Source organism: Kocuria sp. (genome assembly GCF_030530945.1).
Taxonomy (GTDB): Bacteria; Actinomycetota; Actinomycetes; order Actinomycetales; family Micrococcaceae; genus Kocuria.
Genome location: NZ_JAUMTZ010000001.1, coordinates 512,466 through 526,300 on the forward strand (window position 1 = coordinate 512,466; position 13,835 = coordinate 526,300).

Genomic DNA, 13,835 nt, shown 5'->3' on the forward strand with positions numbered 1-13,835 from the left:
CTGCCCCCAGCGCACCATTGGTCGGTCCACACGGTCCACACGGTCCACCCGGTCCACCCAGCCCCCGCCGCCCGGCACCCGGGTGAGAGGCGGCGGCAACTGGGCGCGGCGGCGTCGTCGGCGGGAAGAAAGGCGCGTGTGACCTGCGGGGACGCCGGTTGTGTGACGTGTTTGTGACGGTGGGTCGTGGGGGTCCGCGAGGGCTCTGTACGTTGGGACGAATCGTCTCCCTCTCACCCAAGGAGCACCCATGACCACCCCCGCAGAGACCGGGCAGAGACCGCCCACGGCGCAGTCCGGCCGCGTGCGCGGACCCCGCAAGGGCACCGACCTGGGCCAGTGGAAGGTCAGCGGCCGCACCCCCCTGAACCACAACGAGGAGTTCAAGGCGGAGGAGAACTCCCTCAACGTCCGGCAGCGGATCATCGAGGAGTACTCGAAGACCGGCTACGCCTCGATCCCCTCGGACGACGTCCACGGCCGGTTCCGCTGGCTGGGCCTCTACACCCAGCGCAAGCAGGGCGTGGCCGGGGCGAACACCTCCAAGCTGGACGCCGAGGCCCTCTCGGACGAGTACTTCATGCAGCGCATCCGCCTGGACGGCGGGCAGCTGAGCACCGAGCAGGCGCGCGTGCTGGGCGGGATCTCGCAGGAATTCGCGCGTGGCACCGCGGACGTCTCGGACCGGCAGAACATCCAGCTGCACTGGATCCGCGTGGAGGACGTCCCGGAGATCTGGGACCGCCTGGACGCCGTGGGGCTCACCACCCTGGAGGCGTGCGGGGACACGCCCCGCGTGTTCCTGGGCAGCCCGGTGGCGGGCGTGGAGAAGAACGCGGTCCTGGACCCCAGCGAGGACCTCGCCGCACTGCGGGAGGAGTTCATCGGCAACCCCGAGTACGTGAACCTGCCGCGCAAGTTCAAGACCGCCATCACCGGCAGCCCCACCCTGGACGTGGTGCACGAGATCAACGACGTCAGCTTCGTGGGCGTGAACCACCCCGAGCTGGGCCCCGGCTACGACCTGTGGGTGGGCGGCGCGCTGTCCGTGTCCCCGCGCCTGGGGGAGCGGCTGGGCGTGTTCGTGTCCCGCGAGGACGTGGTGCCCGTGTGGGCCGGGGTGTGCGGGATCTTCCGCGACTACGGCTACCGCAAGCAGCGCACCAAGGCCCGCCTGAAGTTCCTGCTGGCCGAGTGGGGCACCGAGAAGTTCCGCCAGGTGCTCCAGGACGAGTACCTGGGCCGCGCGCTGCCGGACGGCCCCGCCCCCGAGCGCGCGGTGGGCCACGCGGACCACGTGGGCGTGCACGAGCAGGTGGACGGCAACCGGTACGTGGGCTTCGCGCTCACCGCGGGCCGGCTCTCCGGGGACGCGCTGGTGGCCCTGGCCGACGCCGCCGAGGCCGCCGGCTCCACCCGCATCCGCCTCACCCCGCACCAGAAGGTGCTGGTGCTGGACGTGCCCGAGAACAACGTGGAGGGGTTGATCGAGGCCGTGGCGCCGCACGGGCTGCACGCGAAGCCCAGCCCGTTCCGCCGCTCCACCATCGCGTGCACCGGCATCGAGTTCTGCAAGCTCGCGTTCGTGGAGACCAAGGGCCTGGCGGCCCGGGTGATCGACGAGCTGGAGCAGCGGCTCACGGACGTGGAGATCCCCACACCCATCTCACTGCACGTCAACGGCTGCCCCAACTCGTGCGCCCGCATCCAGACCGCGGACATCGGGCTCAAGGGCCAGTACATCGGGGAGGAGTACGTCTTCCAGGTGCACCTGGGCGGCGGCCTGGCCTCCCCGGACCGGGAGGAGGGCGGCCTGGGCCGCACCGTGCGCGGGCTCAAGGTGACCGCGGACGACCTCCCCGACTACGTGGAGCGCGTGACCCGCACCTTCCTGCGGGAGCGCGAGCCGCACCAGAGCTTCGCCGAGTGGGCCCTGAGCGCCCAGGAGGAATCACTGCAATGACCACCACCGACACGACAACCGCCCCCGGGCGCACCCGCTCCACCGAGGAGCTCAAGGCCCTCGTGGAGGACGCGCAGGCGCGCTTCGGGCTGCGGGACGCGGACCCGGACGAGGTGCTCGCGTGGGCCGCGGAGACCTTCGGGAAGAAGCTGGCCGTGGCGTGCTCCATGGCCTCGGACACCGTGGTGCCCGCACTGGTGAGCACCCACCTGAAGAACGTGGACGTGCTGTTCCTGGAGACCGGCTACCACTTCCCGGAGACCCTGCAGACCCGGGACCGGTTCGCGAGCGAGTGGCCCGTGAACGTGCGCACCCTGCTGCCCGAGCTCACCGTGGCGGAGCAGGACGAGAGGTACGGCGCCAAGCTCCACGACCGCGACCCCGGCCTGTGCTGCGGAATGCGCAAGGTGGCCCCGCTGGACAGGGCGCTGGAGGGCTACGAGGCGTGGGTCACCGGACTGCGCCGCGAGGAGACCCCCCACCGTGCGAACGCCGCACCCGTGGAGTGGGACGAGCACCACCAGATGGTGAAGATCAACGCCATCGTGGACTGGAGCTTCGACCACGTGGTCGAGTACGCGGAAACCAACCTCGTGGTGGTCAACCCGCTGCTGAGCCAGGGCTACCCGTCCATCGGGTGCGCCCCGTGCACGCGCAGGGTGGCCCCCGGAGAAGACCCCCGGGCCGGGCGCTGGTCCGGTGCGGGCAAGACGGAATGCGGGATCCACCTGTGAACACCACCACACTGACCCAGCTGCAGCGGCTGGAGGCCGAGTCCATCCACATCTTCCGGGAGACCGCGGCGGAGGGCGAGCGCCCCGTGCTGCTGTTCTCCGGCGGCAAGGACTCCGTGGTCATGCTGCACCTGGCCGCCAAGGCCTTCTGGCCGGCACCCATCCCGTTCCCCGTGCTGCACGTGGACACCGGGCACAACTTCCCGGAGGTCCTGGAGTTCCGGGACCGCACCGTGGAGCGGCTGCGGATCCGGCTGGAGGTGGCGTCCGTGCAGGACTACATCGACGACGGCCGCCTGGCCGAGCGCCCGGACGGCACCCGCAACCAGCTCCAGACCGTTCCCCTGCTGGACGCGATCACCGAGGGCCGCCACGACGTGGTCTACGGCGGCGCCCGACGGGACGAGGAGAAGGCCCGCGCCAAGGAGCGGATCATCAGCCTGCGGGACGAGTTCGGCCAGTGGGACCCCCGCAACCAGCGCCCGGAGCTGTGGAACCTCTACAACACGCGCCACCGCCCCGGTGAGCACGTGCGGGTGTTCCCGCTGTCCAACTGGACGGAGCTGGACATCTGGTCCTACATCACCGAGCAGGGCATCGATCTGCCCTCCCTGTACTACGCCCACGAGCGGGACGTGGTGAGCCGGGACGGCATGTGGCTGGCCGTGGGCGAGCACGTGCAGCCGCGCGAGCGGGAGACCGTGCAGACCCGCACGGTGCGCTACCGCACCGTGGGGGACATGAGCTGCACGGGTGCCGTGGAGTCCCCGGCCGCCACCGCCCAGGAGGTGCTGGCCGAGGTTATGACCAGCACGCTGACGGAGCGCGGCGCCACCCGCGCGGACGACCGCGTCTCCGAGGCCGCCATGGAGGACCGCAAACGAGAGGGCTACTTCTAGAGATGAGCACCGAGAACACAGCGAGCCTGCTGCGGATCGCCACGGCCGGCAGCGTGGACGACGGCAAGTCCACCCTGGTGGGGCGGCTGCTGCACGACACCAAGAACATCCTGGTGGACCAGCTGGAGGCCATCGAGCGCGTGAGCGAGTCCCGGGGGCTGAGCTCCGCGGACCTCGCGCTGCTCACCGACGGGCTGCGGGCCGAGCGCGAGCAGGGCATCACCATCGACGTGGCCTACCGCTACTTCGCCACCCCCGCGCGCAGCTTCATCCTGGCGGACTGCCCCGGGCACGTGCAGTACACCCGCAACACGGTCACCGGGGCGTCCACCGCGGACGCACTGGTCGTGCTCGTGGACCTCACCCACGGGATCGTGGAGCAGACCCGCCGCCACCTGGCCGTGGCCGCGCTGCTGGGGGTGCCGCACCTGATCGTGGCGGTCAACAAGATCGACCTGGTGGACGACGCCCAGGAGGCCTTCGAGGCCCTGGACCGGGACCTGCACGCGCTCGCGGACGAGCTCGGCGTGCTGGCGCTGCGGACCATCCCCGTCTCCGCCCTGCGCGGGGACAACGTGGCCGAGCGCTCCGCGCAGACCCCCTGGTACGAGGGCCCCTCCCTGCTGGAGTGGCTCGAGAACCTCCCGGACGCCTCCCAGCTCACCCGGGAGGAGCAGTTCGCCCTGCCCGTGCAGACCGTGATCCGCCCGCAGTCCGCGGCGCTGTCCCCGGAGTTCACGGACTACCGCGGCTACGCCGGTCTGGTGGCCTCCGGGTCCGTGGCCGTGGGGGACACCGTGCGGGTCCAGCCCGCGGGCCGCACCACCACGGTCACCCGCATCGACGTGGCCGGCGCGCCCGCCGAGCGCGCCGTGGCCGGGCAGTCCGTGACGCTGAGCCTCGCGGACCAGATCGACATCAGCCGCGGTGACCTCATCGCCGCGCCCGCCGCGGCGCCGGAGGGCTCCAAGTCCGTGGACGCCGTGGTGTGCTGGCTGGACGACGAGCAGCCCCTGCGCGAGGGCCAGCGCGTCCTGCTCAAGCACGGCACGCGCGTGGTCCGCGGCATCGTGGGCTCCCTGGACGGTCGGCTGAACCTGGAGAGCCTCGCGGCGGAGTCCGTGTCCGCGTTCGAGCTCAACGACATCGGCCGCGTGAGCCTGCGCGTGGCCGAGCCGCTGTTCACCACGGCCTACACCCGCTCCCACGCGCTCGGGTCGTTCCTGCTGATCGACCCGCAGTCCGGGCGCACCCAGGCCGCGGGCATGGTCCAGGACGACGGCGCCCGCACCCCGGGCGTGCTCGGCAACCTCCGGGTGGACGCGGGGGACTGGGACATCTGAGCCCCCGGGTCACCCCGCCCCGCACCGCCCCCGACAGCCCGCTGCCCGGGGGGGGCGGTCTCGTCCGCCCAGAACCGCGACGCCGTCGACCGGGCCCGCGCGGAGGGCCGCCGTTCTGCGTGTCGGCGGGGCTGGGTAGCGTCGGCGGCGTGATCACGCCCAGTCTGCTCTCCGCCACCACTGTCCTGCGGGCCCTCGCGCTGCGCGGGATGCGGCACCTGGTGGTCTCCCCGGGGTCCCGCTCCGCCCCGCTCGCGTACGCCGCGGCGGCCGCCCACGCGAGCGGCGCGCTGAGCGTGCACGTGCGGATCGACGAGCGGGACGCGGGGTTCACCGCCCTGGGAATCGCCCGCTCCACGGGGCACCCCTGTGCCGTGGTCACCACGAGCGGCACGGCCGTGGGGGAGCTGCTGCCCGCCGTCATGGAGGCCTCCCACGCGGGCGTGCCCCTGGTGGTGCTCAGCGCGGACCGGCCCCCCGAGCTGCGGGGCACGGGCGCGAACCAGACCACCCAGCAGCCGGGCATGTTCGCCAACTTCGTGCGCGCCGCCGTGGACCTGCTGCCACCGGAGGGCTCCGACCTCACGGACGAGGACCACCGCGAGGACCTGGAGTACCTGCTGCGCCGCCCGCTGGCGGCGCTGTCCGGGGACCGCGAGGACGCTCCGGGTCCCGTGCACCTCAACGTGGCCCTGCGCGACCCCCTCCACCCCGTCTCCGACGCCGACCACACCCACCTGGCCGACTGGGCCGGTGAGCTCACGCGCGAGCTGCGGCGCGTCCGCTCCGGCACGGCCACCGAGCCCGTGGCGCACCCGTGGTCCGTGGTGCCCGAGCCGTTCCTGCCCTCCACCCCGACCCCTGAGCCCGTGCCACCGGCCGGGACGGGAACCTCCCACCCCGTGGTCCTCGCCGGCGACGGCGCCGGGGCCGCCACCGCGCGCTTCGCCCTGGCCCACGGCATCCCCCTGCTGGCCGAGCCGTCCTCGAACGCCCGGTCGGGGGAGGCCGCCTTGGCCTGCTACGAGAGCCTGCTGACCTCCTCGCTGGGGGAGCGGGTGGACACCGTGGTCCTCGTGGGCCGTCCCACCCTCAGCCGCTCGGTGGCCGCCCTGCTCCGGCGCCCGGACGTGCGGGTGCTCGCGGTGCGTCCCGGGCCCGCCCCCTGGTTCGTGCCCGGACGCCGCCCCGAGACCGCCGTGCGCTCCTTCGGGGAGGCGGCGAGCGCCGTCGGGCCCGTGGCTCCCGGGTGGTTCCGCGCGTGGCGGCAGGCCGGGGCGGCCGCGGACGCCGCGGTGGTGCGCTGCGCGGACGCCCAGGAGGGACTGACCCGCCTGCACGTGGCGCGTGCCGTGTGGGACGCGAGCTGCCAGGACGGCTCGGTGCTCGTGGTGGGCTCCTCCACCGTGGTGCGGGACATGGACCTCGTGGCGCGAGCCGCGGACCCGGTGCCCGTGGTGGCGAACCGCGGGCTGGCCGGGATCGACGGCACCGTGGCCACCGCCCACGGCGTGGGCCTCGGCACGGGTCGGCCCGTGCGGGCGGTCATGGGGGACCTCACGTTCCTGCACGACGCCGGGGGCTTCCTGGTGGGTGCCGGGGAGAAGGTCCCGGACGTGCACACCGTGGTGGTCAACGACTCCGGCGGTGGGATCTTCCAGACCCTGGAGCACGGTGGGCTGGGCCGGGACGAGCGCTACACCGCGGCGGTGGAGCGGTTCTTCGGCACCCCGCACCGGGCCGGGATCGCGGAGCTGTGCGCGGCGTACGGCGTGGAGCACGTGCGCGTGGACACCGCCATCGAGCTCGCGGCCGCGCTCGCCGCTCCGGTGGTGGGTCGCCGCGTGGTGGAGGTGGTGCTGGAGCGGGAGACCCTGCGGGACTTCAACACCGCGGCCCGACGCGCGGGGACCCGGGCCGCGGAGCAGCACCTGGCCGGTAACGCTGGCCGGTGACGGCGGGGCCGCTCGCTAGCATGGCTCGCATGAGCGAACCCACGGCACAGCAGACAACCCCTCGCACCGCCCTGGTCACGGGTGCCACGCGCGGCATCGGACGGGCCGTCGCCCAGGAGCTCGCCCGGGACCACGTGGTCCTCGTGGGCGGGCGCTCCACCGCGGACGTGGAGCGCGTGCGCGAGGAGCTCGCGGGGCTGGGCCCGGGCACGCGCGCGTTCGTCGCGGACGTCAGCGACGACGCCGCGGTGGCCGCCGCCTGGGCGCCCCTGCGTGACGAGTTCGCGGCACTGAACGTCCTGGTGCACTCGGCCGGGATCGCGCCCCAGGCCGCCGTGGCGGAGGCCTCGCGCGAGACGTGGGAGCGGATCTTCGACGTGAACGTGGTCTCCGTGGCGCAGCTGACCCGGCTGACCCTGCCCGAGCTGCGTGCAGCCCGCGGGGACGTGGTGGCCATCAACTCCGGCTCCGGGTTCACCTCCCGGGCGTCCTCCGCCCTGTACTCCGGGAGCAAGTTCGCGCTGCGCGCCCTCACGGACGCGCTGCGCGAGGAGGAGCGGGAGAACGGTGTGCGCGTGACCTCGGTGCACCCGGGCCGCGTGGCCACGGACATGCAGGAGGAGCTGCACGAGCACATGGGTCAGCCGTACCGCCCGGAGGAGTGGATCCAGCCCGAGCAGATCGCCGCGGCCGTGCGCCTGGCCGTGGACGCGCAGCGCACCTCCGAGGTGGAGGTCATCACGGTGCGCCCCTCCGGGATGCGCTGACCCCGCGGACCCCGCCCGGCCCATCCGTCCGCCGCGTCCGGCGAGGCCGCCGCTCCCCGCCCGGACGCACCGCCCGGTGCGCCCGCCGCGTCCCGCTCACCGTGCGGGCAGCGACTCCAGCATGGGGCGCAGCTTGGCCCACGTCTCGGCGAGCTCTGCGCGGGGGTCGGACTCGGCCACGATCCCGCACCCGGCGCTGACCCGGGCCCGGTGCGCGTCCAGCTGGACCGCCCCGCGCAGGGCGATGCCCCACTCGCCGTTGCCGGAGCCGTCGAGCCAGCCCACCGGCCCGGCGTAGAGGCCGCGGTCCGTGCGCTCGAGGTCCTCGATCACCGCTCCGGCGGTGTCCGTGGGGGTCCCGCACACCGCGGCCGTGGGGTGCACGGCCTCGGCGAGCTCCAGCGCGGAGGGCGGGGTGCCGTCCACCCCGGCGCGCAGCCGTGCGGTGACGTCCGAGGCCAGGTGCCACACGTTGGGCAGGTCCAGGATGAAGGGCTGCTCGCCGCCGGAGACCTCGTCCGCGTAGGGGGAGAGCCCCGCCACCAGCGACTCCACGGCGAAGCGGTGCTCCCGGCGCTGCTTGTCGGAACCGGCCAGCTCGGCCACCGCGAAGTCCTCGGGGTCCGCACCCTCGGGGAGGTCCTGACGGTCCAGGGTCCCGGCGAGCACGCGCGCGGAGGCCGTGCCGCGGTGCACCCGGACCAGCATCTCGGGAGTGGCGCCCAGCAGCCGCCCGGCGCCCTCCTCCGCGGAGTTCTCGTCCCCGAGCCGCACGCAGTACGTCCAGCACGTGGCGAAGCGCTCGCTCAGCCGCCCCAGCACGGCACCCAGCTCGATGGGCCGTCCGGTGTCCACCACCACGTCCCGCGCCAGCACGAGCTTGTCCAGCTCGCCCGCCCGGATCATCCCCACGCCGTCCGCGACGGCGGCCATCCACTGCTCCTCGTCCAGCGTGCCGGGCTCCACGGCGGGCTCCGATGCCGCCGCGTCACCGTCTGCGGGCGCGCGGTCGGGCAGGACGGCGGGAACGAGACGGCGCCAGGCGGCGTCGACGTCCTCGGGGGTGGGCACGGCGGTGCCGGAGGCGGTGAGGGTGAGCCAGGCGGCGTCGTCGTCCGTGGCCACCACCAGCTCGGGGACCACGAGCCCCGAGACCGCCGCGGAGGACGGCGCGAAGGCGAACGCCCCGAAGGCCAGCAGCCCGGAGCCGGGACGCTCCACCCGGTCCTCGACCGCGGCGTCCTGGCGCACGGCGTCCCACCACACGCGGGCGGAGGTGAACCGGGTGCCGCCGCGGACCCGGAACGCCGCGGTGCGCCCGAGCCCCACGAGCCCGCGACCGCCCATGATCCAGGTGGCGGGGTCGCGGCCGTCCAGCAGGCGGCGGACGTCCGGGTGGCGGGCGAACTCCCTGGCCGAGGGGACGTCGGAGAGGGGGAGTGTCAGGGCGCCCAGGCGGGGCGCGGAAAGCTCAGGAGTCATCGCCCACCAGCATAGGACGCGCCCGCCACCGGCCCGTTCCGCCCGCGGACCACGGGAAGCCCGCCCGGGGCGCACCCGCGGCGGCTCGGGGCGTCGGAGCGCGGTGACACAATGAGGACGAATTCGTCCAGGGGGCACGCGCCGCACCGGTGCGCGCCCCGGAGCCGGGAAACGCGGAGGGCTGCGGCGCAGTGAAGGTCTTGATCAGCGGGGGTGGCCCCGCCGGTGCCACGGCGGCGTACTGGCTCGCGAGCCAGGGGATGGACGTGACCGTCCTGGAGAAGTCCTCCTACCCCCGGGAGAAGGTGTGCGGGGACGGGCTCACCCCGCGTGCCGTCCGGCAGCTGCAGCTCATGGGCGTGCCGCACGGGAAGGCGGAGGGGTACACCCGCAACCGGGGGCTGCGGCTCGTGGCCGCCGGGCGCACCGTGGAGTTCCCGTGGCCCGAGCTCACGGACTTCCCCTCCTACGGGCTGGTGCGCACCCGCGCGGGCTTCGACGAGGACCTCGTGCGCCACGCCCGCAGCGCCGGGGCCACCGTGGTGGAGCGCCGCTCCGTGAAGGACGTGCTGCGGGACGTCACCGGCCGCGTGGTCGGCGTCAGTGCCGCCGTGCTGGACCCCGCCACGGGGCGCCGCACCGGCGAGACCGAGGAGCACCGCGCGGACCTCGTGCTCGCCGCGGACGGCAACTCCACCCGCACCGCCGTGGCCGCGGGACTGCACCGGCGCACCGACCGCCCCATGGGCGTGGCCGTGCGCACCTACTACCGCTCCCCGCGCTCCGAGCTGGACTGGATGGAGGGCTGGCTGGAGCTGCAGGACGGCTCCGCCGCGGAGCGCCCGCTGCTGCCCGGCTACGGCTGGGTGTTCGGCGTGGGGGACGGCACCGCCAACGTGGGCCTGGGCATCCTGGACACCTCACCTGCCTTCGGCTCCCTGGACTACCGCGCGGTGCTGCGGGACTGGACCGCCTCCATGCCCCCCGAGTGGACCTTCGACCCCGAGCACCAGGTGGGCTCCGTGGGCTCCGCCGCCCTGCCCATGGCCGCCAACCGCACACCCCACTACGTCCCCGGGCTCATGCTCCTGGGCGACGCCGCCGGGCTCGTCTCCCCGTTCAACGGCGAGGGGATCTCCAACGCCATGGAGTCCGCACTCTTCGCGGCGCAGTGCATCGTGGACGCGGCCGCCGCGAACGGGCCCCAGCAGCGCGAGAACGCCCTGGCCCGCTACCCGCGGCTCGTGCGCGCCGAGTGGGGAGCGCACTTCACCCAGGGCAGGGCGCTCGCCGAGCTCATCGGCCACCCCGCGGTGCTCACCGCGGCCATGCACGCGGGAATGCGCGTCCCCGCGCTCATGCGCTTCGCGGTCCAGGTGATGACCGAGCTCTCCGACCGCCCCGCTCGCAGTGTGACCGACCGCGCCATCGCGGTCCTGGACGCCCTGACCCCCGCGACCTGATTTGTCGATAGAGTGGTGGACCGTGACTGAACCCAGCCGCCCCGAGGGCTCCCTGCGCCTGCCCGCGGGGTTCGAACTCATCGCCCAGGACCCCCACCTGGGCCCCCTCATGCTGCGCTCGCTCGGGCGCGTGGAGGAGCGGCTGGGAGACGCGGTGCGCTCCGCTGACGGGCTCGCGGACGTCACCGCCCGCCACCTGCTCAGCGCGGGCGGCAAGCGCGTGCGGCCGCTGCTGGCCCTGCTCGCCGCCCAGGCCGCGGGCACCGTCACGGACGAGGTCGTCGAGGCCGCCGTGGTCGTGGAGCTCACCCACCTGGCTTCCCTCTACCACGACGACGTGATGGACTCCGCCCCCCTGCGCCGCGGCGTGGAGACCGCGCACACCGTGTGGGGCAACACCGTGGCCATCCTCACCGGCGACATGATCTTCGCCCGTGCCTCCGCCCTCGTGTCCGCACTGGGCCAGGAGCCGCTGCTGATCCAGGCCACCACGTTCGAGCGCCTGGTGATCGGCCAGCTCAAGGAGACCACCGGCCCCGCCGAGGGCCAGGACCCCGTGGAGCACTACATCCAGGTGCTCGCCGGCAAGACCGGCTCCCTGATCGCCGCGAGCGCCCAGTACGGCGCCCTGCTCGGCGGCGCCCCGCGCTCCGTGGTGGATCTCATGGTGGTCTACGGCGAGAAGCTGGGCCTCGCGTTCCAGCTCGCGGACGACATCATCGACCTCACCGGCCACCCGGACGTCTCCGGGAAGACCCGCGGCACGGACCTGCGCGAGGGTGTGGACACCCTGCCCGTCCTGCTGCTGCGCCGCGACGCGGCCGGACCCGACCCGGAGGCCGCCGCCTCCGCAGCCCACGTCCTCCGTCTGATCGACGGAGACCTCACCGACGACGCCGCCCTGGCCACCGCCGTGGCGGCCGTCTCGGACCACTCCGCAGCCGCCGAGGCATGGCAGATCGCCAACCGGTGGGCGGACGAGGCCATCGAGGCCCTGGCACCCCTGCCGGACTCCGTGGCCAAGGCGGCACTGATCGAATTCGCCCACGCGGTGGTGCACCGCCAGGGCTGAGTTCCCTGTGAGATCCATCCGTTCCTGATCCACTGGCGTGCGCCCCACCCGGCGCGCGTGCATGGATGCACACCTTCACGAGGTACCCGTATGTCCACTGACTCACCGCGTGGTGGCGCCGCCAAGGAAGCATTCTCCGGGCGCACCATGTTCATCTTCGCGGCCATCGGCTCAGCCGTCGGCCTCGGCAACATCTGGCGCTTCCCGTACGTCGCGTTCGACCACGGCGGCGGCGCCTTCATCATCCCCTACCTGGTGGCGCTGCTGACCGCAGGGATCCCTCTGCTCATGCTGGACTACGCCGTGGGCCACCGCTACCGCGGCTCCGCACCCCTGTCCTACCGGCGGCTGCACCGCAAGCTCGAGACCATCGGGTGGTGGCAGCTGGCCATCTGCGTGGTCATCGCCCTGTACTACGCCCTGATCATCGGCTGGGCCATGCAGTACACGGTCTTCTCCTTCTCCAAGGCGTGGGGCTCGGACCCCGCCTCCTTCTTCATGAAGGACTACATGCACGTCTCGGACCAGGTGACCATCGGCTTCGACTTCATCTGGCCCGTGTTCACCGCCACCGCCATCGCCTGGCTGGTCATGCTGGTGGTTCTCATGCTCGGTGTGCAGAACGGCATCGGCAAGATCAACGTGGTCCTGATCCCGCTGCTCGTGGTCATGTTCCTGATCATGGTGGGGATCGCGGTGACGCTGCCCGGCGCCAGCGACGGCCTCAACGCGCTGTTCACCCCCTCGTGGTCCGCCCTGGGAGACTCCTCCGTGTGGGTGGCCGCGTACGGGCAGATCTTCTTCTCGCTCTCCGTGGGCTTCGGCATCATGGTCACCTACGCCTCCTACCTCAAGCCCCGCTCGGACCTCTCCGGCTCCGCGCTGGTGGTGGGCTTCGCGAACTCCTCGTTCGAGATCCTCGCCGGCATCGGGGTGTTCGCAGCACTGGGCTTCATGGCCCACGCCTCCGGCACCCAGGTCTCGGACGTGGCCACCTCGGGCATCGGCCTGGCGTTCATCGCCTTCCCGGCCATCATCTCCCAGGCGCCGTTCGGCACCCTGATCGGCGTGCTCTTCTTCGGTGCCCTCACGTTCGCCGGCTTCACGTCCCTGATCTCCATCGTGGAGGTCATCGTGGCCGGTGTGCGTGACAAGCTCGGGCTCTCCCGCGTCACCTCCGTGGTGGTCGTGGTGGTGCCCCTGGCCGCCGTGTCCCTGCTGTTCTTCCCCACCACCACGGGGCTGAACCTGCTGGACGTGGTGGACTCGTTCGTGAACAACTTCGGCATCGTGGCCGCCGCCCTGGTGGCCGTGCTGGTGCTCACCGCGGGGTTCACGGCGCTGCCCACGCTGCGGGACCACATCAACTCGGTGTCCTCCTTCAAGCTGGGGCGCACCTGGATGATCATGGCCGGCGGTCTCACCCCCGTGATCCTGGGCTACATCCTGATCGACCAGGTCAGTCAGACCATCTCCAAGGGGTACAACGACATGCCCCAGTGGTTCGTGAACACCTTCGGGTGGGGCATGGCCCTCTCCCTGGTGGTCGTCGCGTACCTGCTGGCCAAGCTGCCCTGGTCCAGGCGCACCGCCGAGGCGTTCACCAGCCCGGCACCGCCCATCCAGGACGCGTACCTGGACCGGAAGGAGATCGCCCAGCACGAGCCCCTGACCCACTACCGGGATACCGCCGGCCGCACGGTGGCGCTGGACCAGGACTTCTCGCTGAACGCCATCCACCACGGCACCGTGGTGCAGCGCTCCGCGCCCTGGGCCGGTGCGCCGTCGGTCACCGGAACCGGTCGCGGGGACACCGCAGAACACAGCGCCTCCGCGGGGTTCGCCCCCGGTGACGCGGAAGGAGGGAACCGATGAGCATCGGCGCGATCATCATGATGAGCATCGCCATGGTCACGGTGTGGGGCGGTCTCGCCCTCGCCGTGGCAAACATCAGGCGCTCGCCCGAGCACCCGGACGAGCTGGACCTCTCCCCCGAGGAGCAGCAGCGGGTGCCGTCGCCGGAGGGCGACGCCGCCGCGCAGCGCCCGGGCACCGCAGAGCGGGTCTGACCCGCTCCCGGAACCTCCGGCACCCAGAACCGCCCCGGACCCGTCTCACGGGTCCGGGGCGGTTCGTCGTGCGGGGCTTGCGAGGCCG

General features: G+C 73.1%; 11 protein-coding genes. 10 read left to right on the forward strand and 1 reads right to left on the reverse strand.

Annotated features, from left to right (window positions below; genetic code table 11):
• Positions 1-250 precede the first annotated feature (250 nt).
• The 6 genes from Q4A22_RS02325 (at position 251) to Q4A22_RS02350 (ending at position 7,661) form a co-directional block, all read left to right on the forward strand.
• Entirely contained in the window at positions 251-1,963 is a 1,713-nt protein-coding gene (locus tag Q4A22_RS02325) for a nitrite/sulfite reductase (protein ID WP_303176908.1), read from the forward strand.
• Positions 1,960-2,697 carry a phosphoadenylyl-sulfate reductase gene (locus Q4A22_RS02330; RefSeq protein ID WP_303176909.1) on the forward strand — a complete coding sequence of 246 codons (738 nt, stop codon included), beginning with the start codon at positions 1,960-1,962 and terminating at the stop codon, positions 2,695-2,697. The genes Q4A22_RS02325 and Q4A22_RS02330 overlap by 4 nt, the downstream gene beginning before the upstream one ends.
• Entirely contained in the window at positions 2,679-3,596 is a 918-nt protein-coding gene (gene cysD / locus Q4A22_RS02335) for a sulfate adenylyltransferase subunit CysD (protein WP_303176910.1), read from the forward strand. The genes Q4A22_RS02330 and cysD overlap by 19 nt, the downstream gene beginning before the upstream one ends.
• A gap of 2 nt (positions 3,597-3,598) precedes the next feature.
• Entirely contained in the window at positions 3,599-4,939 is a 1,341-nt protein-coding gene (locus Q4A22_RS02340) for a sulfate adenylyltransferase subunit 1 (RefSeq protein ID WP_303176911.1), read from the forward strand.
• Between the two features lie 149 nt (positions 4,940-5,088).
• Positions 5,089-6,894 (forward strand): 2-succinyl-5-enolpyruvyl-6-hydroxy-3-cyclohexene-1-carboxylic-acid synthase, encoded by a 1,806-nt coding sequence (menD, locus tag Q4A22_RS02345; protein WP_303176912.1) that lies wholly within the window; start codon positions 5,089-5,091, stop codon positions 6,892-6,894.
• 29 nt (positions 6,895-6,923) lie between these two features.
• Entirely contained in the window at positions 6,924-7,661 is a 738-nt protein-coding gene (locus tag Q4A22_RS02350) for an SDR family oxidoreductase (RefSeq protein ID WP_303176913.1), read from the forward strand.
• A 96-nt stretch (positions 7,662-7,757) separates the two neighbouring features.
• Here the strand turns inward: Q4A22_RS02350 and Q4A22_RS02355 are convergent, their stop codons facing one another.
• Positions 7,758-9,143: an isochorismate synthase MenF gene (locus Q4A22_RS02355; protein WP_303176914.1), complete on the reverse strand. Its 1,386-nt coding sequence runs from the start codon at positions 9,141-9,143 to the stop codon at positions 7,758-7,760.
• A 191-nt stretch (positions 9,144-9,334) separates the two neighbouring features.
• On the opposite strand from Q4A22_RS02355, the gene Q4A22_RS02360 reads away from it, so the two are divergent.
• From Q4A22_RS02360 to Q4A22_RS02375, 4 genes are all read left to right on the forward strand, one after another.
• Positions 9,335-10,606 (forward strand): NAD(P)/FAD-dependent oxidoreductase, encoded by a 1,272-nt coding sequence (locus Q4A22_RS02360; protein ID WP_303176915.1) that lies wholly within the window; start codon positions 9,335-9,337, stop codon positions 10,604-10,606.
• A 109-nt stretch (positions 10,607-10,715) separates the two neighbouring features.
• Positions 10,716-11,678: a polyprenyl synthetase family protein gene (locus Q4A22_RS02365; protein WP_303176967.1), complete on the forward strand. Its 963-nt coding sequence runs from the start codon at positions 10,716-10,718 to the stop codon at positions 11,676-11,678.
• 90 nt (positions 11,679-11,768) lie between these two features.
• Complete coding sequence (locus Q4A22_RS02370) at positions 11,769-13,553, forward strand: sodium-dependent transporter (protein ID WP_303176916.1); 1,785 nt, start codon at positions 11,769-11,771, stop codon at positions 13,551-13,553.
• Positions 13,550-13,747 (forward strand): methionine/alanine import family NSS transporter small subunit, encoded by a 198-nt coding sequence (locus Q4A22_RS02375; RefSeq protein ID WP_303176917.1) that lies wholly within the window; start codon positions 13,550-13,552, stop codon positions 13,745-13,747. Before Q4A22_RS02370 ends, Q4A22_RS02375 begins: the two co-directional genes overlap by 4 nt.
• Positions 13,748-13,835 lie beyond the last annotated feature (88 nt).

Coding starts and splice junctions, on each gene's coding strand:
- Q4A22_RS02325 (WP_303176908.1), top strand. CDS start 251: ATGACCACCCCCGCAGAGACCGGGCAGAGACCGCCCACGGCGCAGTCC.
- Q4A22_RS02330 (WP_303176909.1), top strand. CDS start 1,960: ATGACCACCACCGACACGACAACCGCCCCCGGGCGCACCCGCTCCACC.
- cysD (WP_303176910.1), top strand. CDS start 2,679: ATGCGGGATCCACCTGTGAACACCACCACACTGACCCAGCTGCAGCGG.
- Q4A22_RS02340 (WP_303176911.1), top strand. CDS start 3,599: ATGAGCACCGAGAACACAGCGAGCCTGCTGCGGATCGCCACGGCCGGC.
- Q4A22_RS02350 (WP_303176913.1), top strand. CDS start 6,924: ATGAGCGAACCCACGGCACAGCAGACAACCCCTCGCACCGCCCTGGTC.
- Q4A22_RS02355 (WP_303176914.1), bottom strand. CDS start 9,143: ATGACTCCTGAGCTTTCCGCGCCCCGCCTGGGCGCCCTGACACTCCCC.
- Q4A22_RS02365 (WP_303176967.1), top strand. CDS start 10,716: ATGCTGCGCTCGCTCGGGCGCGTGGAGGAGCGGCTGGGAGACGCGGTG.
- Q4A22_RS02370 (WP_303176916.1), top strand. CDS start 11,769: ATGTCCACTGACTCACCGCGTGGTGGCGCCGCCAAGGAAGCATTCTCC.
- Q4A22_RS02375 (WP_303176917.1), top strand. CDS start 13,550: ATGAGCATCGGCGCGATCATCATGATGAGCATCGCCATGGTCACGGTG.